The organism is Streptomyces chrestomyceticus JCM 4735, from assembly GCF_003865135.1.
Lineage (GTDB): Bacteria > Actinomycetota > Actinomycetes > Streptomycetales > Streptomycetaceae > Streptomyces > Streptomyces chrestomyceticus.
Map to the genome: position 1 here is coordinate 7,168,432 of NZ_BHZC01000001.1, position 20,526 is coordinate 7,188,957.

Consider the following 20,526-nt stretch of genomic DNA (forward strand, 5'->3'; position numbering starts at 1 on the left):
GCCCCTTCGGCTCCCCGGCCCGGCTGCCGGCCCCAGCTCCCCGGAACCGCGGCCGCAGGCCCCCACCGCCCCCGGCACCCGGCCCGGACGGACCCCACCCGTCCGGGCCGGGCGACCGCCCGCGCGCACGGCAGCGCCGCTTTCCGCGCCGTACCCCCGGCGTGCAGGCCCGGCGCCGCCCGCGGTCCGCCCGCTGTCACCGCCCCCAAGTAGGGTGGGCGGCATGGCAGACCCCAGCAGTTACCGACCCAAGCCGGGACAGATCCCCGACTCGCCCGGGGTCTACAGATTCCGTGACGAGTACCGCCGCGTCATCTACGTCGGCAAGGCCAAGAGCCTGCGCCAGCGCCTGTCCAGCTACTTCCAGGACCTGGCCAACCTCCATCCGCGTACGCGCACGATGGTCACCACCGCGGCCTCCGTCGAGTGGACGGTCGTCAGCACCGAGGTCGAGGCGCTCCAGCTCGAATACACCTGGATCAAGGAGTACGACCCGCGGTTCAACGTCAAGTACCGCGACGACAAGAGCTATCCGTACCTGGCCGTCACCCTCAACGAGGAATACCCCCGGGTCCGGGTCATGCGCGGCGCCAAGAAGAAGGGCGTGCGCTACTTCGGCCCGTACGGCCAGGCCTGGGCCATCCGCGAGACCGTCGACCTGATGCTGCGCGTCTTCCCCGTACGGACCTGCTCCGCCGGGGTCTTCAAGCGCTCCGCCCAGATCGGCCGCCCCTGCCTGCTCGGCTACATCGGCAAGTGCTCGGCCCCCTGCGTCGGCCGCGTCTCCGCCGAGGAGCACCGCGAACTGGCCGAGGAGTTCTGCGACTTCATGGCCGGCCGTACGGGCGCGTACATCCGCCGCCTGGAGAAGTCCATGCAGGAGGCGGCCGAGGAGATGGAGTACGAGCGGGCCGCCCGCCTGCGCGACGACATAGACGCGCTCAAGCGGGCGATGGAGAAGAGCGCCGTGGTGCTCGCCGACGCCACCGACGCCGACCTGATCGCCCTCGCCGAGGACGAGCTGGAGGCGGCCGTGCAGATCTTCCACGTCCGCGGCGGCCGGGTGCGCGGCCAGCGCGGCTGGGTCACCGACAAGGTCGAGAACGTGGACAGCGCCGCCCTCGTCGAGCACGCCCTCCAGCAGTTGTACGGCGAGGAGAGCGGCGACGCCGTACCCAAGGAAGTGCTGGTCCCGGCCCTGCCCGACCCCGTCGAACCGGTCCAGCAGTGGCTCACGGAGCGCCGCGGGTCCAACGTCTCGCTGCGCATCCCGCAGCGCGGCGACAAGAAGGACCTGATGGCCACGGTCCAGCGCAACGCCCAGCAGGCGCTGGCCCTGCACAAGACCAAGCGCGCCTCCGACCTGACCACCCGCTCCCGCGCCCTGGAGGAGATCGCCCAGGCCCTCGGCCTGGACTCGGTGCCGCTGCGCATCGAGTGCTTCGACATCTCCCACCTCCAGGGCGACGACGTGGTGGCCTCGATGGTGGTCTTCGAGGACGGCCTGGCGCGCAAGAGCGAGTACCGCCGCTTCCAGATCAAGACCTTCGAGGGCCAGGACGACGTCCGGGCCATGCACGAGGTCATCGGCCGCCGCTTCCGGCGCTACCTCCAGGAGAAGCAGCAGACGGGGGAGTGGGACGAGGAGACGCCGGCCGGCGAGGACATGCAGCCGACCGCCGCCGGGCCCACGGACGGGCTCAGCGCCGGACCCACCGACGGACCCACCCCCGCTTCCGCCTCCGCCGTCGCTTCCCCCGACGAGGACGCGCCCGCGGCCACCGGCCCCACCGACGAGGAGGGCCGCCCCAAGCGCTTCGCGTACCCGCCGCAGCTCGTCGTCGTGGACGGCGGCCAGCCGCAGGTCGCCGCCGCCCAGCGGGCCCTGTCCGAGCTGGGCATCGACGACGTCGCCGTCTGCGGCCTGGCCAAGCGCCTCGAAGAGGTCTGGGTGCCCGACGAGGACGACCCCGTCGTCCTGCCGCGCAGCAGCGAGGGCCTCTACCTCCTCCAGCGCGTCCGTGACGAGGCCCACCGCTTCGCCATCGCCTACCAGCGCAACAAGCGCGGCAAGCGCCTCAAGGCCGGACCGCTGGACAGCGTCCCCGGCCTCGGCGAGAGTCGCCGACAGGCCCTGCTGAAGCACTTCGGCTCGGTCAAGCGGCTGCGCGCCGCGCGGATCGAGGACATCTGCGAGGTGCCGGGGATCGGCCGCAAGACGGCCGAGACGATCGCGGCGGCGCTGGCCGGAGCGGCCCCGGCCGCCCCGGCCGTGAACACCGCCACAGGAGAGATCATTGAGGATGACGCGACCCCGTCGGCCGCGTTGTCGTCAGAACGGGGGCAGGAACGATGAGCGGTACCGAGCAGCACAGGCACGACACGCGGGAAGCCCAGGACACCCGGCCTTCCCGCACGACCGAGAGAGACGGTGCACAGGTGAGTACGGGCACGATGCGCGATGCCGATACGGGCGAGAGCGCCGCCATCCCCGAGCTGGTGATCATCTCCGGTATGTCGGGAGCCGGCCGCAGCACCGCGGCCAAGTGCCTGGAGGACCTCGGCTGGTTCGTCGTCGACAACATCCCGCCCGAGCTGATCCCGCCCATGGTCGAACTGGGCGCCCGCTCGCAGGGCAACGTCGCCCGCATCGCCGTCGTCGTCGACGTCCGCGGCCGGCGCTTCTTCGACAACCTCAAGGAGTCCCTGGCCACCCTCGACGCGCAGAGCGTCAAGCGCCGCATCGTCTTCCTGGAGTCCTCCGACGAGGCCCTGGTGCGCCGCTTCGAGTCCGTCCGCCGCCCGCACCCCCTCCAGGGCGACGGGCGCATCGTGGACGGCATCGCCGCCGAGCGCGACCTGCTGCGCGAGCTGCGCGGCGACGCCGACCTGGTCATCGACACCTCCAGCCTCAACGTCCACGAACTGCGCGCCAAGATGGACGCCCAGTTCGCCGGCGAGGAGGTGCCCGAGCTGCGCGCGACGGTCATGTCCTTCGGCTTCAAGTACGGCCTGCCCGTCGACGCCGACATGGTCATCGACTGCCGCTTCATCCCCAACCCGCACTGGGTCCCCGAGCTCCGCCCCTACACCGGTCTGAACGACGAGGTCTCCGGCTACGTCTTCGGCCAGCCCGGCGCCAAGGAGTTCCTGGACGGCTACGCGGAGCTGCTGCGCATCGTCGCCGAGGGCTACCGCCGCGAGGGCAAGCGGTACGTGACCATCGCGGTCGGCTGTACGGGCGGCAAGCACCGCAGCGTCGCCATGTCCGAGAAGCTCGCCCACCGCCTGGTCTCCGAAGGCGTCGAGACCGTCGTCGTCCACCGGGACATGGGGCGCGAATGACCGCCCGTCCCCTGCGGCTGCGCCGGGTCCGCAAGCTGGTCCCGGGCAGCCGCTCCGGCAGGGGCGCCACGCCCAAGGTCGTGGCGCTCGGCGGCGGCATGGGCCTGTCCGCCTCGCTCGCCGCGCTGCGCCGCATCACCGGCGACCTGACCGCCGTGGTCACGGTCGCCGACGACGGCGGCTCCAGCGGGCGGCTGCGCGACGAGCTGGGCGTCCTGCCGCCCGGCGACCTGCGCAAGGCGCTCGCCGCGCTGTGCGGGGACGACGACTGGGGCCAGACCTGGTCCCGGGTGATCCAGCACCGCTTCACCAGCGAGGGCGAGCTGCACGACCACGCCGTCGGCAACCTCCTCATCGTCGCCCTGTGGGAACAGCTCGGCGACCACGTCCAGGCCCTGGACCTGGTCGGCAAGCTGCTCGGCGCACACGGCCGGGTGCTGCCCATGTCCGCCGTACCGCTGGAGCTCCAGGCCCTGGTCAAGGGCCACGACGAGACCCGCCCGGACGAGATCTCCACGGTCCGCGGCCAGGCCACGGTCGCGCTCACCCCCGGCGAGGTGCAGTCCGTGCACCTCGTCCCGGAGGACCCGCCCGCGGTCCCCGAGGTCGTCGCCGCGGTCCGCGACGCGGACTGGGTGGTGCTCGGCCCCGGCTCCTGGTTCTCCTCCGTCATCCCGCACCTGCTCGTGCCCGAGCTGCGCGAGGCACTGGAGGAGACCAAGGCCCGTAAGGTCCTCTCGCTGAACCTGGCACCCCAGCCCGGCGAAACCGATGGCTTTTCCCCGCAGCGTCATTTGGAGGTTTTGGCCCGACACGCCCCTAAACTCGCCTTCGACGTGGTGCTGGCCGACCGGGCCGCCGTGCCCGACACCGAGAGCCTGACCGCCGCTGCCAAACAGCTCGTGGGCAGCGAGGTCGAGCTGGCGGAGGTCGCCGCGCCCGGCAGCCCCTGCGGCACGGCGGAGACCCACAAGGGTGCCGCCCGGCACGACCCGGAGCTGCTGGCCGCCGCGTACGACCGTATTTTTCGGATGCATGGAAGGATCGGCCCATGGCGATGACGGCAGCGGTGAAGGACGAAATCTCCCGGCTCCCCGTCACCCGGACCTGCTGCCGGAAGTCGGAGGTCTCGTCGATCCTGCGGTTCGCGGGTGGTCTGCACCTGGTCAGCGGGCGGATCGTGATCGAGGCGGAGCTGGACACGGGCATCGCCGCCCGGCGGCTGCGCAAGGACATCCTGGAGATCTTCGGCCACTCCTCCGACCTGGTGGTGATGGCCCCCGGCGGACTGCGGCGCGGCAGCCGCTACGTCGTACGGGTCGTCGCCGGCGGCGACCAGCTCGCCCGCCAGACCGGCCTGGTCGACGGCCGCGGCCGGCCCATCCGCGGCCTGCCGCCGCAGGTCGTCTCCGGCGCCACCTGCGACGCCGAGGCCGCCTGGCGCGGCGCGTTCCTCGCGCACGGCTCGCTCACCGAGCCCGGCCGCTCCTCCTCCCTGGAGGTCACCTGCCCCGGGCCCGAGGCCGCCCTCGCCCTGGTCGGCGCCGCCCGCCGGCTCGGCATCGGCGCCAAGGCCCGCGAGGTGCGCGGCGTGGACCGCGTCGTCGTCCGTGACGGTGATGCGATTGGCGCGCTGTTGACGCGGTTGGGGGCCCATGAGTCCGTACTGGCCTGGGAGGAGCGGCGGATGCGCCGCGAGGTCCGCGCCACGGCCAATCGTCTCGCCAACTTCGACGACGCCAACCTGCGCCGCTCGGCGCGAGCCGCTGTCGCGGCGGGTGCCCGGGTCCAGCGTGCCCTGGAGATCCTCGGCGAGGAGGTCCCGGAGCACCTGGCCGCGGCCGGCCGCCTGCGCATGGACCACAAGCAGGCGTCCCTCGAGGAACTGGGCGCCCTCGCCGACCCGCCCCTGACGAAGGACGCGGTCGCCGGCCGCATCCGCCGCCTCCTCGCCATGGCCGACAAGCGCGCCCAGGACCTGGGCATCCCCGGCACGGAGTCCAACCTGTCGGAGGAGATGGCGGACGGGATGGTCGGCTGAGATGGCGCGTTCCGCGCCGGAAGCCGGGTAGGGGGTTCGCCGCTCGGTGGCGCGCTGACCTTCGTGGCCGAGCATGCCCGTACCGGGCGGCGCTCCCCGTACCCGGCACGGGACCGGGCTTCCAGACTTCGTCCTCCAGCCCGCCCCCTTCCGTCGTACGGCGATCGACGGCCGGTGGGGGCAGGCGTCCGCCCACCCCGCTCGTGCCAGCCGAACGCGTACGGGAGGGTGCGGGACCGGAGGACGAAGTCTGTAGGCCCGGGCCCGCTCCGCTGTCGGCCTGCCCGCAGTCCGACGGAGTTTCGGAGCCCGACGGCGGGTAGGTCTCTGTGTCCGACTGGCTGGCGGTGTCGGGTGGCGCTCGCTGTTCCCGGACGCGGGCCCGGACCTCCAGACTTCGTCCTACGGTCCGCTCCCTCCCGTCGTACGGTGACGGACGGCCGGTGGGGGCAGGAGTCCCCCCACCCACGCCGCGTAAGCCGCCCGCTCCGCCCCGGAAATACGCATGCGCCCCGGACCGGCCGCTCCCTAGCCTGGGGCGATGGACGCGTTACGGATCAGACCGATGCGCGAAGACGATCTGCCGGCGGCGGAGCGGGCCTCGGCGCTGACGTTTCTCGATGCCGACCGGCGGGACCGCAGGGTCAGTGACCCGGAGCCGGAGTTGCGGTCCGCCGCGGCTGGTCGGCAGTGGATCGACCGGATGCGCTACTACCTGGGCACGGACCCGGGCGGCTGCCTGGTCGCGGTGGAACTGGACGCGGGCGCGGACCACGTGGTGGGCTTTGCCGTCTCGCAGAATCGCGAGTCGCTGTGGTACCTCGCCACGTACGGGGTGCTGCCCGGCCACCAGCGGCGGGGCATCGGCAAGCGCCTGCTGGACGCCGTTCTCGCGCACGCCGACGGGCGCCCCGGCATCTTCTCGTCGAGTGTCCACCCCGGCGCCACCCGCCGGTACCGGCTCGCCGGGTTCTCGCTCCACCCGCAGATGCGCATGGTCGGCACCGTCGACCGGTCCGCCCTGCCAGCCGTCGACGGCCTCCGGGAGGGCGGGGCGGAGGACTTCCCGTGGATGGACCGGCTGGACCGGGAGCTGCGGGGGGCCGGGCACGGCCCCGATCATGGCCGCCTGCTCGCCTCGCACCGGCTGGTCGTGTCCGGGGACCGGACCAGGCCGGGGTACGTCTACATCGACGGCTGGGGGCGGGCCGCGCTGCTGGCGGCCGGGCGTACCGACACCGCGCAGCGGCTGTTGTGGGAGGCGCTCGCCGCGTCGGACGGGAGCACCCTCGTCAACTGCGTCACCACCCCCAACGAGTGGGCGGTCGACGTCGGTCTTGCCGCCGGGCTCGCCATCGGTCAGGAGGGGTACATCGCGGTCCGTGGTATGCCCGTCCCGGCGCCCTACCTGGCCGACGGGCACTTCCTGTGAAGTGCGCGGGGGTCGGTGGTTCACCGGAGGGCCACGTCTCCGAGAGGTTCTTGGTCAGACATCCGCCATTCACCACGCCCTGTATTGACATGATCATGCAGCGTCACCAGTCTGTCGAACGCCTATTCACGAGAAGGACGACGGCAAGGGGGGCTCATGAGACGCAGGGCGAGATCCTTACTCGCGGCAGCCGCGTTGCTGCTGGGAGGGGTGGTGGCGGTGCCCGCCGCGCAGGCGCAGGCGCGGGCGGACGACGCGGCGGGCCGGGACGCTGTCGGGGTGTGGACGGCCGAGGTCACCAAGGCGCAGGTACCGCTGCTGCTCAAGGCGGGGGTGGACGGCCACGAGCTGAGCGCGCAGGTGCCGGGCAGCGGCAAGGCGAAGGTCGAGGTGTACCTCTCCGCCGAGCAGGCCGCCGGGCTGCGCCGACAGGGTGTGGAGCTGACGCGCAAGATCGTTCCGGCGGAGACGCAGCGCAAGCTCAAGGCTCAGGGTGACGGGGTCTTCCGCCCGTACACGGGTGCCAACGGCCTGATGAAGGAGATGATCGACACCGCGCGGTACCACCGCGACCTCGCCAAGGTCGTCAGCATCGGCAAGACCGTCAAGGGCCGCGACATCCTGGCCCTGAAGCTCACCAAGAACGCCGAGAAGACCGCGGACGGCGCCAAGCCCGCGGTGCTGTACGCGTCCAACCAGCACGCCCGGGAGTGGATCACTCCCGAGATGACCCGGCGGCTGATGCAGTACTACCTGGCCGGGTACGGCAAGGACCCGCGGCTGACCAGGATCCTCGACACCACCGAGCTGTGGTTCCTGCTCTCCGCCAACCCGGACGGGTACGACTACACCTTCGAGAGCCCGCAGAACCGCCTGTGGCGCAAGAACCTGCGCGACAACAACGGCGACGGCAAGATCACCCCCGGCGACGGCGTCGACCTCAACCGCAATTTCTCCTACAAGTGGGGTTACGACAACGAGGGTTCGTCCCCGAACCCGGCGGGCGAGACCTACCGCGGCCCGGCCGCCGCCTCCGAGCCCGAGACCAAGGCGCTGGACGCCTTCGAGAAGCGCATCGGTTTCCGCTACGCCATCAACTACCACTCCGCCGCCGAGCTGATCCTGTACGGCGTCGGCTGGCAGGTGGCCACGCCCACTCCGGACGACGTCCTCTACCGGGCGCTGGCAGGTACGCCCGAGAAGCCGGCGATCCCCGGCTACCGCCCGCAGGTCTCCTCCGAGTTGTACATCACCAACGGTGAGGCCGACGGCCACGCGTCCAACGTCAACGGCATTCCCATGTTCACCCCGGAGATGTCGACCTGTCAGACCGCTTCCGACGCCGACCCGAACGACGAGTGGAACGCCGCCGACTGCCAGTCCGTGTTCAACTTCCCCGACTCCGAGAAGCTCATCCAGGCGGAGTTCGCGAAGAACATCCCCTTCGCACTCTCCGTCGCCGAGAGCGCGCGGCGTCCTGACCAGCCCGTCTCGTCCGTGGGCATGACGGCACCGGACTTCACCCCGCACGCCTTCACCACCTCCTACGCCCGCGGCGAGGACCAGGAAGTCGCCGTCACCGCGCGCAAGTCCGTACGCGACAAGGAGCTCAACTACCGCGTCAACGGCGGCCGCCGGCACACGGAGGAGCTGGAGGCGTGGAAGGGCGGCGAGACCTACGGGGGCGAGGACAATCTGCACTTCGACCAGTACCGGGCGTCCGTGGAAGGGGCCGATCCCGGGGACAAGGTAGAGGTGTGGTTCTCCGGCCGTACCCGCGACGGCAAGGCCACCAAGAGTGAACCTTTCACCTACACCGTCGCCGAGCGGCCGCGCGCCGACACCCTCGTCCTCGCCGAGGAGGGCGGCACCACTCCCGCGCAGCACACCGCCGCGTACACCAAGGCCCTCGCCGCCAACGGCCACCGCGCCGCGGTCTGGGACGTCGCCCGGCAGGGCGCCCCGGACGCGCTCGGTGTCCTGAGCCACTTCGACAACGTCGTCTGGTACACCGGAGCGGGCCGTCCGGGCGGCGCCACCCTGCTGGCCGTACGCGACTACCTCAACGAGGGCGGCAAGCTGCTCACCGCGGGGGAGCAGGCAGGCGGCAGCGCCGTGGTCGGCCGGGCCGTGACCGACGACTTCAGCCAGTACTACCTGGGCGCCGGCAGCCGCGTCCCCGTCAAGAACCCGCCCGCCTTCAAGGGCGCCGGCAAGCTGGCCGGCACGCAGGTGAAGCTCGGCGACGCGCCGGGCAACCCGCTGGATTCCGCCGGCGCCCACTCGGTGATCTCCGACGAACTGCCGCCGGCCACGTTCCCCCAGTTCGCCAGTGCCGCGGCCGGTGATTACCCGGGAGTACGGACACCGTTCCAGCCGTACGAGGGCGACTGGTTCGCCGCCGCCCGGCACCGCGACACCTCCTGGATGCGGCTGTCCCGGACCGTCGACCTGACCGGCGTCACCGCGGCCGACCGGCCCACCCTCCGGTTCATGCTCAGCCACGACACCGAGGAGGGGTACGACAACGCCGTCGTCGAGGCGCACACCGTGGGCAAGGACGACTGGACGACGCTGCCCGACGCGAACGGCGGCACCCGCACCGACGTGCCCGCCGAGTGCGGGGCCGGCTTCTACCTGGCCGCGCACCCCTTCCTCCAGCACTACCTGACCCGCACCGGCACCGACTGCCGCAACACCGGCACCACCGGAGCGTGGAACCGCTTCACCGGCGCCTCGGACGGCTGGCGGCCGGTCACCGTCGACCTGTCCGCCTATGCCGGGCAGCGCGTCGAGCTGGCGATCTCCTACATCACCGACCCCAGCACCGGCGGCCGCGGCGTCTTCGTGGACAACACCAGGCTCACCACCGGCACCGGCGGCGAGCCGCTGGAGGGCTTCGAGGCCTCGCTCGGGCCCTGGACCGTCCCCGGGCCGCCGGCGGGCAGCCCGCCCGCCACGGGCGACTGGGCCCGGTCCAAGGAGCTGTTCCGGGCCGCCGGGGCGGTGACCACCCGGAACACCGTTCTGCTGGGCTTCGGCCTGGAGCACGTACAGACCGCCACGGAACGGGCGGAACTGACCGGCGCGGCCCTCAAGGCCCTCGGCGGCTGACCTCGCCCGTCCTCTCTCGGCGAACAGGGCGGCCCGTGGCCCCAGAGTGGGCCCGGACCGCCCCTGTCAATGTCACGTACGTCTCGTATTGGGGGTAGGGTCGGAGGCGGTCGGGGACATCCCATACAGCTCGCCGGTACTGCACCGGCGCACCAACGAGGAGATCGGTTCGTGACGATCCGCGTAGGCATCAACGGATTCGGCCGCATTGGTCGCAACTACTTCCGCGCGCTCCTGGAGCAGGGTGCGGACATCGAGATCGTCGGTGTCAACGACCTGACCGACAACGCCACCCTGGTTCACCTGCTGAAGTACGACACCATCCTGGGTCGTCTGAAGCAGGACGTCAGCCACACCGACGACACCATCACGGTCGGCGACCAGACCTTCAAGACGATGGCCGAGCGCGACCCCGCCAACCTGCCCTGGGGCGAGCTGGGCGCCGACATCGTCATCGAGTCGACCGGCATCTTCACCAAGAAGGCCGACGCCGAGAAGCACATCCAGGCCGGTGCCAAGAAGGTCCTGATCTCCGCGCCCGCCAAGGGCGAGGACATCACGATCGTGATGGGCGTCAACCAGGACAAGTACGACGCGGCCAACCACCACGTCATCTCCAACGCCTCCTGCACCACCAACTGTGTGGCGCCGATGGCCAAGGTTCTCGACGAGAACTTCGGCATCGTCAAGGGCCTGATGACGACGGTCCACGCGTACACCAACGACCAGCGCATCCTGGACTTCCCGCACTCGGACCTGCGCCGCGCCCGCGCCGCCGCGGAGAACATCATCCCGACCACGACCGGTGCCGCCAAGGCCACCGCGCTGGTCCTCCCGCAGCTCGAGGGCAAGCTGGACGGCATCGCCATGCGCGTCCCGGTCCCCACCGGCTCCGTGACCGACCTGGTCATCGAGCTGGAGCGCGAGGTCACCAAGGACGAGATCAACGCGGCCTTCCAGAAGGCGTCCGAGGGCCAGCTCAAGGGCATCCTGGAGTACACCGAGGACCCGATCGTCTCCTCGGACATCGTCAACTGGCCGGCCTCCTGCACCTTCGACTCCTCCCTGACGATGGCGCAGGGCAAGAGCGTCAAGGTCATCGGCTGGTACGACAACGAGTGGGGCTACTCCAACCGCCTGGTGGACCTGACCACCTTCGTCGGCGGCCAGCTCTGACACCTGCCTGATCTAGGCCAGGGCACGTAGATGTGCGGAAGGGGCTCGTAGGGCGCACCGAGCGCCGTACGGGCCCCCTCCCATGACCGACCTACGCAACGGAGTCACTTCGCATGAAGACGATCGACGATCTCGCCCAGGAAGGGCTGTCCGGCAAGCGGGTCTTCGTCCGCGCGGACCTCAATGTGCCGCTGGACGGCACCACCATCACCGACGACGGCCGCATCCGCGCCGTGCAGCCGACGATCGCCAAGCTCGCGCAGCTCGGCGCCAAGGTGATCGTCGCCTCCCACCTGGGCCGTCCCAAGGGCGCCCCGGACCCGGCCTTCTCGCTGCGGCCCGCCGCCGAGCGGCTGGGTGAGCTGATCGGCCGCGAGGTCGCCTTCGCCACCGACACGGTCGGCGAGTCCGCCCGCTCCGTCGTCGAGGGCCTCGGCGAGGGCGAGGTCGCCGTCCTGGAGAACCTGCGCTTCAACCCGGGCGAGACCAGCAAGGACGACGCCGAGCGCGGCGCCTTCGCGGACCAGCTCGCGGCCCTCGCGGACGTGTACGTCGGCGACGGCTTCGGCGCCGTGCACCGCAAGCACGCCTCCGTCTACGACCTGCCGGCCCGCCTGCCGCACGCCGCGGGCGACCTGATCGCCGCCGAGGTCACCGTCCTGAAGAAGCTCACCGAGGACGTCAAGCGCCCGTACGTGGTCGTGCTCGGCGGCGCCAAGGTCTCCGACAAGCTCGCCGTCATCGACGAGCTGCTCGGCAAGGCCGACCGGCTGCTGATCGGCGGCGGCATGGCGTACACCTTCCTCAAGGCCAAGGGCTACGAGGTCGGCATCTCCCTCCTCCAGGAGGACCAGATCCCGACCGTCACCGAGTACATGGAGCGCGCCGAGAAGAACGGCGTCGAGCTGGTCCTGCCGGTCGACATCCTGGCCTCGGCCGACTTCCCCGACCTGAAGACGAAGGCCCCGGCGGACTACGTCACGGTCGACGCCGACCGGATCCCCTCCGACAAGGAGGGTCTGGACATCGGCCCGAAGACCCGGGAGCTGTTCGCCTCGAAGATCGCCGACGCCGAGACCGTCTTCTGGAACGGCCCGGTCGGCGTCGCCGAGCACCCGGACTACGCCGGTGGCACCACCGCCATCGCGCGGGCCCTGCTGAACTGCGACGGCTTCACCGTCGTCGGCGGCGGCGACTCGGCCGCCGCGGTGCGCTCGCTCGGCTTCGACGAGAATGCTTTCGGCCACATCTCGACCGGCGGCGGCGCCAGCCTCGAATACCTCGAAGGCAAGACGCTCCCCGGCCTTGCCGCTCTGGAGGACTGAAGAACCGTGACTGACCGTACCCCGCTGATGGCGGGCAACTGGAAGATGAACCTCAACCACCTCGAGGCCATCGCGCACGTCCAGAAGCTCGCCTTCGCACTCGCCGACAAGGACTACGAGGCCACCGAGGTCGCGGTCCTGCCGCCCTTCACCGACCTGCGTTCGGTGCAGACGCTGGTCGACGGCGACAAGCTGAAGATCAAGTACGGCGCCCAGGACCTCTCGGCGCACGACTCCGGCGCGTACACCGGCGAGATCTCCGGCGGCATGCTGGCCAAGCTCAAGTGCAGCTACGTGGCCGTCGGGCACAGCGAGCGCCGCCAGTACCACGGCGAGAACGAAGAGATCTGCAACGCCAAGGTCAAGGCCGCCTTCAAGCACGGCATCACCCCGATCCTGTGCGTCGGCGAGGGCCTGGACGTCCGCAAGGCCGGCAACCAGGTCGCGCACACCCTCGCCCAGGTCGACGGCGGCCTGAAGGACGTCCCGGCCGAGCAGGCCGAGACCATCGTCATCGCCTACGAGCCCGTGTGGGCCATCGGCACCGGCGAGGTCGCCACGCCCGAGGACGCGCAGGAGGTCTGCGGCGCGATCCGCGGCCGGCTCGCCGAGCTGTACAGCCAGGAGCTGGCCGACAAGGTCCGTATCCAGTACGGCGGCTCGGTCAAGTCCGGCAATGTCGCCGCGATCATGGCGCAGCCGGACGTGGACGGCGCCCTGGTCGGCGGCGCGGCGCTGGACGTGGACGAGTTCGTCAAGATCGTCCGGTTCCGCGACCAGTAGCAGCTATGACGACGGGCCAGGCCCGTCGTACCCTGTCGGGGCCGGGTCCGGTGCCATGTGCGCCGCCCGGCCCCGTACCATTCGATCTTCTTCGGTACGTCCCGTCCGTCAGTCCTAGAGAGTTGGTCCAGCCGTGGTCATCGGGTTCTCGGTAGCCCTCATCGTCTTCAGCCTGCTGCTGATGATGCTGGTGCTCATGCACAAGGGGAAGGGCGGCGGCCTGTCCGACATGTTCGGCGGCGGCATGCAGTCCTCGGTCGGCGGTTCCTCCGTCGCCGAGCGCAACCTGGACCGCATCACGATCGTGATCGCCCTGCTCTGGTTCGCCTGCATCGTCGTGCTCGGCGTCCTGATGAAGCTGGACAGCTGACGAACTGTCGAGGACGCGGCCTATCATGAAGGCGGCGTCCTCGGTGGGGGTGTAACTCCTGTCACTGGACGCGCGTTGGGCCTTACGTAGACTGGGGCGCTCGCAGCGCGACTGCTGTTCGATGCTTCGCAGCACCATTACGCAGGGAGTTACAACCGTGGCAAGTGGCAACGCGATCCGAGGAAGTCGGGTCGGGGCGGGGCCGATGGGGGAGGCCGAGCGAGGCGAGTCCGCGCCGCGCATCCGCATCTCCTTCTGGTGCTCGAACGGGCACGAGACTCAGCCCAGCTTCGCCGGCGACGCGCAGATTCCTGACACCTGGGACTGCCCGCGCTGCGGCTTCCCGGCAGGCAAGGACCGGGACAACCCGCCGGACCCGCCGCGCACCGAACCGTACAAGACGCACCTCGCGTACGTCCGGGAGCGCCGCAGCGACGCCGACGGTGAGGCGATCCTCGCCGAGGCCCTCGCCAAGCTCCGCGGAGAGATCTGACGGACCAGCACACACCACGACCGGCCCGGCCGGAGGGAACGCCCCCTCCCGGCCGGGCCGTCCGCGTACCGGGCCGGTCGCGAGGGTACCGACGGAGGTGCTGAAACGGTTCGCCGGGGCGGCCGACAGCGGGGGGACACCTCATCCCGCTCCCTGATCAATTAGGTTGGGAGACGGCGGGGCCGGTACGAGAAGAAGAAGGCTGATGTCCGAGATGAACGCAGAAGGCCGCACCAGGCTCGACCAGACGCCTGAGTGGACCGCGCTGAACAAGCACCGGGAGCAGCTCGGGGAGGTGCGGCTGCGCGAGCTGTTCGACCAGGACCCGGAGCGCGCCGGACGCTACACCCTCAAGGTCGGCGACCTGCACCTGGACTACTCCAAGCACCTGGTCACCGACGAGACGCTGCGCCTGCTGCGCGAGCTGGCCGAGGCCCGGGGCGTCGCGGAGCTGCGGGACGCGATGTTCCGCGGCGAGAAGATCAACGTCACCGAGAACCGGGCCGTGCTGCACACCGCGCTGCGTGCTCCCGAGTCCGCCACCATCGAGGTCGACGGCGAGAACGTCACCCCCGCCGTGCACGCGGTGCTGCGCAAGATGCAGATCTTCACCGACCGGGTGCGCTCCGGCGAGTGGAAGGGCCACACGGGCAAGCGCATCAAGACGGTCGTCAACATCGGCATCGGCGGCTCCGACCTGGGCCCGGCGATGGCGTACGAGGCGCTGCGCGCCTACACCCACCGCGACATGCAGTTCCGCTTCGTCTCCAACGTGGACGGCGCGGACCTGCACGAGGCCGTCCGCGACCTCGACCCCGCGGAAACCCTCTTCATCGTCGCCTCGAAGACCTTCACCACCATCGAGACGATCACCAACGCCACCTCCGCCCGCAACTGGCTGCTGACCGGCCTGCGGGCCGGCGAGGACGCGGTGGCCAAGCACTTCGTCGCGCTGTCGACCAACGCGGAGAAGGTCGCGGACTTCGGCATCGACACCGACAACATGTTCGAGTTCTGGGACTGGGTCGGCGGCCGCTACTCCTACGACTCCGCCATCGGCCTCTCGCTCATGATCGCGATCGGCCCGGAGCGGTTCCGCGAGATGCTGGCCGGTTTCCACCTCGTCGACGAGCACTTCCGGTGCGCCCCCGCCGAGGAGAACGTCCCGCTCCTGCTCGGCCTCCTGGGCGTCTGGTACGGCAACTTCTGGGACGCCCAGTCGCACGCGGTGCTGCCGTACAGCCACTACCTCTCCAAGTTCACCGCATACCTCCAGCAACTGGACATGGAGTCCAACGGCAAGTCCGTGGACCGCGAGGGCAACCCGGTGCACTGGCAGACCGGCCCGGTCGTCTGGGGCACCCCCGGCACCAACGGCCAGCACGCGTACTACCAGCTCCTCCACCAGGGCACGAAGCTCATCCCCGCCGACCTCATCGGCTTCGCCAAGCCCGTCGAGGACCTCCACCCCGGCCTGGTGGCCCAGCACGACCTGCTGATGGCCAACCTCTTCGCCCAGGGCCAGGCGCTGGCCTTCGGCAAGACCCCCGACGAGGTACGGGCCGAGGGCGTCCCCGAGGAACTGGTCCCGCACAAGACCTTCCAGGGCAACCGCCCCACCACCACGATCCTCGCCGAGGAGCTGTCCCCCTCCGTCCTCGGCCAGCTCATCGCCCTGTACGAGCACAAGGTCTTCGTCCAGGGCGCCATCTGGAACATCGACTCCTTCGACCAGTGGGGCGTCGAACTCGGCAAGGTCCTCGCGAAGCGGGTCGAGCCCGCGCTGACCGAGGGCGCGGAGGTCGAGGGCCTGGACGCCTCGACGAAGTCCCTGGTGGCCACGTACCGCGCGATGCGGGGCCGCTGATGGCGGCGGACGAGGACGTCCTGGCGAGCTTCCTGGACCTCCTCACCCCGGAGAACCGGGCCTGGCTCCAGAGCCTCCCGGAGTCGGAGCAGCGCGACGTGGCGGTCCGTCACCTCGAAGCCGTACAGGGCGACAAGGAACACGGACTGGGCCGGTACGACACCCACGACACACAGGTGGAGGGCGTCGCCGTCGGCGATCTCCAGGCCCCCGGGCACCTTGCGAACGCGATGGTCCGGCAGGAGCAGGAGCGGCGGTCGTGACGGGCTGACCCGTTTGCGGGTCGGCTTTCCGGTCTGGGGGCGCGGGCCCGGGCCCTCCAGACTTCGTCCTACGGTCCCGCACCCTCCTGTACGCGTTCGGCTGACACGTACGGGGTGGGGGACGCCTGCCCCCACCGGTCGATGGTCGCCGTACGGCGGGAGGGGGCGGCCCGTAGGACGGAGTCTGGAGGGCCGGTCCCGTAGACGGGTACAGCGAGCGCCGCCCGGTGCTGCCTGCCAGTCGGCCACAGTGCCCTACCCGCCGTCGGGCGGCGAAACTCCGTCGGACGGCGGGCAGGTCGGCAGTGGAGCGGGCCCGGGCCCTCCAGACTTCGTCCTACGGTCCCGCACCCTCCCGTACGTGTTCGGCTGACACGAACGGGGTGGGCGGACGCCTGCCCCTACCGGCTGTCGGTCGCCGTACGACGGGAGGGGGCGGCCCGTAGGACGAAGTCTGGAGGGCCGGTCCCGTAGACGGGTACAGCGAGCGCCGCCCGGTGCTGCCTGCCAGTCGGCCACAGTGCCCTACCCGCCGTCGGGCGGCGAAACTCCGTCGGACGGCGGGCAGGTCGGCAGTGGAGCGGGCCCGGGCCCTCCAGACTTCGTCCTACGGTCCCGCACCCTCCCGTACGTGTTCGGCTGACACGAACGGGGTGGGGCGACACCTGCCCCCACCGGCCGTCGATCGCCGTACGACGGAAGGGGGCGGGCTGGAGGACGAAGTCTGGAAGCCCGGTCCCGTAGACGGGTACGGGAGGCGCCGCCCGGTACGGGCATTCGTCGGCTACGGTGCCCGGCCCGCCACCAGGCGCCGAAACCCCTTGCTCAGTTGGACACCACGCGGAACGGCCCCGCTCCCACCCGGGAACGGGGCCGTCCGTCGTTCTTCGTACGGCGGTGTCAGGCCGATGCCGGCGGATACAGCCCGCGCGGCAACTGCGAGGCGGCCGCCTCGTCGAGGAGCCACAGGGTGCGGCTGCGGCCGTACGCGCCCGCTGCCGGGGCCTGGATCTCCCCGGCGCCGGAGAGCGCCATCGCCGCGGCCTTCGCCTTGTCCTCGCCCGCCGCGAGCAGCCAGACCTCCCGTGCCGCGCGGATCGCGGGCAGGGTGAGGGAGAGGCGGGTGGGCGGGGGCTTGGGGGCGCCGTGGACGGCGACGACCGGGCGTTCCGTCTCCCGTACGGCGGGCAGCTCGGGGAAGAGCGACGCGACGTGGGTGTCCGGACCGACGCCCAGCAGCAGGACGTCGAAGGACGGGACGGGACCGTGGTCCTCGGGGCCCGCCGCGGCGCCCAGCTCGACCGCGTACGCCTCCGCCGCGGCGTCCGCGTCGTTGCCGTACGGGCCGTTGGACGGGGCCATCACGTGCACCCGGGCCGGGTCCACCGGAACGCTGTCCAGCAGGGCCTCGCGGGCCTGCGTGTAGTTGCGCTCCGGGTCGCCGTCCGGGAGGAACCGCTCGTCGCCCCACCACAGGTCCAGCCGGCCCCAGTCCACCGCGTCCCGGGCGGGCGCCTCGGCGAGGGCCGCGAGCAGCCCGTTGCCGTTGCGGCCGCCCGTCAGGACGACGGAGGCGGAGCCGCGGGCGGCCTGGGCGTCCACGATCTTCGTGATCAGCCGGGCCGCCGCGGCCTTGGCCATCAGCTCCTTGTCGCGGTGGACGACGACCTGCGGCGCGCTCACTCGGAGGCCGCCTTCGAGGCCGCCTTCTTGGAGGCGGGCTTCTTGGCGGGGGCCTTGGCCTTGGGCGCGGAGGCTTCCGAGGACTCGGACTTGGCGTCCGCTGTCTCCGTCGCTTCCGCCGCGTCGGCCGGTTCGTCGGCGGACTCGGCCGCCTTCGCCGCCAGCGGCGTCTGGGCCCGCTGCGGCTCACCGAGCCGGTCGACGCCGTACTTCAGCGTCGAGGCGTACGTGTCGTCCGGGTCGAGCCGCCGCAGCTCCTCCGCCAGGAGTTCCGCGGTCTCGCGCCGCTTGAGCGCGACGTTGCGGTCCGGCTGGCCCTGCATGGCGAGCGTGGCCAGCGAGCCGTCCGCGCGGTCCAGCGCGACCGGGCCGCAGTCGGTCTCCATCCGGACGGCCGTCAGGCCGGGACCGGCCGAGAGCAGCCGCCGTACGGGGACGCCCAGCCGGTCGGCGAGCCACATGCCGAGGAGTTCGACGCTGGGGTTGAACTCCTCGCCCTCGACCTCGACCTCGGCCACCTTGCAGGGCAACTGGTCGAGCGCCGCGGCCAGCATCGAGCGCCAGGGCGTGATGCGGGTCCAGGACAGGTCCGTGTCGCCGGGCGAGTACGCGTCGGCGCGCTCGGCCAGTTCCCGGATCGGGTTCTCGGCGGTGTACATGTCGGTGACGCGCCGCTGGGCGAGCGCGCCGAGCGGGTCGCGTGCCGCGTCCACCGGGGCGTTGACCGGCCACCACACGACGACCGGCGCGTCCGGCAGGAGCAGCGGCAGGACCACGGACTGGGCGTGGTTGATGGCCTCGCCGTAGAGCCGCAGCACGACCGTCTCACCCGTACCGGCGTCCGCGCCGACGCGGACCTCGGCGTCCAGGCGGGCCTTGGCGCGGTCGCGGGGCGACCGGCTGACGCGCTTGATGACGACGAGGGTGCGCGAGGGGTGCTCGCGGGACGCCTCGTTGGCGGCCTTCAGGGCGTCGTAGGCGTTCTCCTCGTCGGTGACGATGACGAGGGTGAGCACCATGCCGATGGCGGGGGTGCCGATGGTACGACGGCCCTGGACCAGCGCCTTGTTGACCTTGCTGGCCGTGGTTTCCGTCAGGTCGATCTTCATGGCCGACGCCAGCTCCGTCCGTCTCGTGCGAGCATTTCGTCCGCCTCGTCCGGTCCCCAGGTCCCGGCCGGGTACTGCGCGGGCTTGCCGTGCTGGTCCCAGTACTCCTCGATCGGGTCGAGAATCCGCCAGGACTGCTCGACCTCCTCGACGCGCGGGAAGAGGTTGGCGTCACCGAGCAGGACGTCCAGGATCAGGCGCTCGTACGCCTCCGGGCTGGACTCGGTGAAGGACTCGCCGTACGCGAAGTCCATCGAGACGTCCCGTACCTCCATGGAGGTGCCGGGCACCTTCGACCCGAAGCGCATGGTCACGCCCTCGTCCGGCTGGACGCGGATGACCAGGGCGTTGGCGCCCAGTTCTTCGGTGGCGGTGTGGTCGAAGGGGGAGTGCGGCGCGCGCTGGAAGACGACCGCGATCTCCGTGACGCGGCGGCCCAGACGCTTTCCGGTGCGCAGGTAGAAGGGGACGCCCGCCCAGCGGCGGTTGTCGACCTCCAGCTTGATCGCGGCGTAGGTGTCGGTGCGGGAGTTCGGGTCGATGCCCTCTTCCTCCAGGTAGCCGACGACCTTCTCGCCGCCCTGCCAGCCGGCCGCGTACTGGGCGCGCACGGTCTCCTTGCCCAGGTCGGCGGGGAGCCGTACGGCACCGAGCACCTTGGTCTTCTCGGCGACCAGCGCGTCCGCGTCGAAGGAGGCGGGCTCCTCCATGGCGGTCAGCGCGAGCAACTGGAGGAGGTGGTTCTGGATGACGTCACGGGCGGCGCCGATGCCGTCGTAGTAGCCGGCGCGGCCGCCGATGCCGATGTCCTCGGCCATGGTGATCTGGATGTGGTCGACGTACGACCGGTTCCAGAGCGGCTCGAAGAGGGTGTTGGCGAAGCGCAGCGCCAGGATGTTCTGGACCGTCTCCTTGCCCAGGTAGTGGTCGATCCGGAAGACCGACTCGGGCGGGAAGACCTCGTGGACGATGCGGTTCAGTTCCTTGGCGCTGGCCAGGTCGTGCCCGAAGGGCTTCTCGATGACGGCGCGGCGCCAGGAGTCGCCCTGCTGGTCGGCCAGGCCGTGCTTCTTGAGCTGCTGGACGACGGTGGGGAAGAACTTCGGCGGCACGGACAGGTAGAAGGCGAAGTTGCCGCCGGTGCCCTGGGCCTTGTCGAGTTCCTCGATGGTGTCCTTGAGGGTCTCGAAGGCCTCGTCGTCGTCGAAGTTGCCCTGGACGAACCGGCAGCCCTGGACGAGCTGCTGCCAGACCTCTTCGCGGAACGGCGTACGGGAGTGCTGTTTGACGGCCTCGTACACCTCCTGCGCGAAGTCCTGGTGCTCCCACTCGCGGCGGGCGAAGCCGATGAGGGAGAAGCCCGGCGGCAGCAGCCCGCGGTTCGCCAGGTCGTAGACGGCAGGCATCAGCTTTTTACGGGACAAATCGCCCGTGACGCCGAAGATGACCAGGCCCGACGGCCCCGCGATACGCGGGAGCCGTCGGTCCGCGGCGTCACGCAGCGGATTGCTGCTGGACAAGGTGG

At 71.1% G+C, this 20,526-nt stretch carries 16 protein-coding genes; 13 read left to right on the plus strand and 3 right to left on the minus strand.

All coding sequences use genetic code 11. The features are described from left to right. Positions 1-223 precede the first annotated feature (223 nt). The 13 genes from uvrC to EJG53_RS31375 all read left to right on the plus strand — a co-directional run bounded on the left by uvrC (position 224) and on the right by EJG53_RS31375 (position 16,209). Positions 224-2,356, plus strand: a complete 2,133-nt coding sequence (gene uvrC, locus EJG53_RS31315) for an excinuclease ABC subunit UvrC (RefSeq protein ID WP_125047759.1) — start codon at positions 224-226, stop codon at positions 2,354-2,356. A gap of 83 nt (positions 2,357-2,439) precedes the next feature. Further along, on the plus strand, positions 2,440-3,345 hold the full coding sequence (gene rapZ / locus EJG53_RS31320) for an RNase adapter RapZ (RefSeq protein WP_030023515.1): 906 nt from the start codon (positions 2,440-2,442) through the stop codon (positions 3,343-3,345). Continuing rightward, positions 3,342-4,406, plus strand: a complete 1,065-nt coding sequence (locus EJG53_RS31325) for a gluconeogenesis factor YvcK family protein (protein ID WP_031007127.1) — start codon at positions 3,342-3,344, stop codon at positions 4,404-4,406. Before rapZ ends, EJG53_RS31325 begins: the two co-directional genes overlap by 4 nt. Beyond that, the gene (whiA, locus tag EJG53_RS31330) at positions 4,397-5,386 is read left to right on the plus strand and encodes a DNA-binding protein WhiA (protein WP_003987139.1); all 990 of its coding nucleotides are present in this window, start codon (positions 4,397-4,399) and stop codon (positions 5,384-5,386) included. The genes EJG53_RS31325 and whiA overlap by 10 nt, the downstream gene beginning before the upstream one ends. A gap of 565 nt (positions 5,387-5,951) precedes the next feature. Next, a complete protein-coding gene (locus tag EJG53_RS31335; RefSeq protein WP_125047761.1) occupies positions 5,952-6,818 on the plus strand; it encodes a GNAT family N-acetyltransferase in 867 nt (288 codons plus the stop codon). Positions 6,819-6,974: 156 nt separating this feature from the next. After that, complete coding sequence (locus EJG53_RS31340; RefSeq protein ID WP_125047763.1) at positions 6,975-9,932, plus strand: M14 family metallopeptidase; 2,958 nt, start codon at positions 6,975-6,977, stop codon at positions 9,930-9,932. Between the two features lie 171 nt (positions 9,933-10,103). Beyond that, positions 10,104-11,108, plus strand: coding sequence for a type I glyceraldehyde-3-phosphate dehydrogenase (gene gap, locus EJG53_RS31345; RefSeq protein WP_125047764.1), 1,005 nt, complete (start codon positions 10,104-10,106; stop codon positions 11,106-11,108). A 113-nt stretch (positions 11,109-11,221) separates the two neighbouring features. Then, positions 11,222-12,433: a phosphoglycerate kinase gene (locus EJG53_RS31350; protein WP_125047766.1), complete on the plus strand. Its 1,212-nt coding sequence runs from the start codon at positions 11,222-11,224 to the stop codon at positions 12,431-12,433. Positions 12,434-12,439: 6 nt separating this feature from the next. Next, complete coding sequence (gene tpiA / locus EJG53_RS31355; RefSeq protein ID WP_031007116.1) at positions 12,440-13,216, plus strand: triose-phosphate isomerase; 777 nt, start codon at positions 12,440-12,442, stop codon at positions 13,214-13,216. Between the two features lie 133 nt (positions 13,217-13,349). After that, positions 13,350-13,586, plus strand: a complete 237-nt coding sequence (gene secG, locus EJG53_RS31360) for a preprotein translocase subunit SecG (protein WP_003986537.1) — start codon at positions 13,350-13,352, stop codon at positions 13,584-13,586. 157 nt (positions 13,587-13,743) lie between these two features. Further along, complete coding sequence (locus tag EJG53_RS31365; RefSeq protein ID WP_003986538.1) at positions 13,744-14,079, plus strand: RNA polymerase-binding protein RbpA; 336 nt, start codon at positions 13,744-13,746, stop codon at positions 14,077-14,079. Between the two features lie 214 nt (positions 14,080-14,293). After that, positions 14,294-15,946, plus strand: coding sequence for a glucose-6-phosphate isomerase (pgi, locus tag EJG53_RS31370; protein ID WP_125049718.1), 1,653 nt, complete (start codon positions 14,294-14,296; stop codon positions 15,944-15,946). Next, on the plus strand, positions 15,946-16,209 hold the full coding sequence (locus tag EJG53_RS31375; RefSeq protein ID WP_125047768.1) for a hypothetical protein: 264 nt from the start codon (positions 15,946-15,948) through the stop codon (positions 16,207-16,209). The genes pgi and EJG53_RS31375 overlap by 1 nt, the downstream gene beginning before the upstream one ends. A 900-nt stretch (positions 16,210-17,109) precedes the next feature. Here EJG53_RS31375 and pgl read toward each other — a convergent pair. Genes pgl through zwf form a run of 3 tightly spaced genes read right to left on the minus strand, consistent with a single transcriptional unit; the run spans position 17,110 to position 20,521 of the window. Further along, positions 17,110-17,892: a 6-phosphogluconolactonase gene (gene pgl, locus EJG53_RS31380; protein WP_125047770.1), complete on the minus strand. Its 783-nt coding sequence runs from the start codon at positions 17,890-17,892 to the stop codon at positions 17,110-17,112. Beyond that, the gene (gene opcA / locus EJG53_RS31385; RefSeq protein WP_125047772.1) at positions 17,889-19,001 is read right to left on the minus strand and encodes a glucose-6-phosphate dehydrogenase assembly protein OpcA; all 1,113 of its coding nucleotides are present in this window, start codon (positions 18,999-19,001) and stop codon (positions 17,889-17,891) included. The genes pgl and opcA overlap by 4 nt, the downstream gene beginning before the upstream one ends. Beyond that, the gene (gene zwf / locus EJG53_RS31390) at positions 18,998-20,521 is read right to left on the minus strand and encodes a glucose-6-phosphate dehydrogenase (protein ID WP_125047773.1); all 1,524 of its coding nucleotides are present in this window, start codon (positions 20,519-20,521) and stop codon (positions 18,998-19,000) included. The genes opcA and zwf overlap by 4 nt, the downstream gene beginning before the upstream one ends. Positions 20,522-20,526 lie beyond the last annotated feature (5 nt).

Excerpts from the sequence above, each read along its gene's own strand:
- EJG53_RS31350 (WP_125047766.1), top strand. The coding sequence starts at position 11,222 with ATGAAGACGATCGACGATCTCGCCCAGGAAGGGCTGTCCGGCAAGCGG.
- whiA (WP_003987139.1), top strand. The coding sequence starts at position 4,397 with ATGGCGATGACGGCAGCGGTGAAGGACGAAATCTCCCGGCTCCCCGTC.
- EJG53_RS31335 (WP_125047761.1), top strand. The coding sequence starts at position 5,952 with ATGCGCGAAGACGATCTGCCGGCGGCGGAGCGGGCCTCGGCGCTGACG.
- pgi (WP_125049718.1), top strand. The coding sequence starts at position 14,294 with ATGAACGCAGAAGGCCGCACCAGGCTCGACCAGACGCCTGAGTGGACC.
- opcA (WP_125047772.1), bottom strand. The coding sequence starts at position 19,001 with ATGAAGATCGACCTGACGGAAACCACGGCCAGCAAGGTCAACAAGGCG.
- uvrC (WP_125047759.1), top strand. The coding sequence starts at position 224 with ATGGCAGACCCCAGCAGTTACCGACCCAAGCCGGGACAGATCCCCGAC.
- EJG53_RS31375 (WP_125047768.1), top strand. The coding sequence starts at position 15,946 with ATGGCGGCGGACGAGGACGTCCTGGCGAGCTTCCTGGACCTCCTCACC.
- EJG53_RS31325 (WP_031007127.1), top strand. The coding sequence starts at position 3,342 with ATGACCGCCCGTCCCCTGCGGCTGCGCCGGGTCCGCAAGCTGGTCCCG.
- EJG53_RS31340 (WP_125047763.1), top strand. The coding sequence starts at position 6,975 with ATGAGACGCAGGGCGAGATCCTTACTCGCGGCAGCCGCGTTGCTGCTG.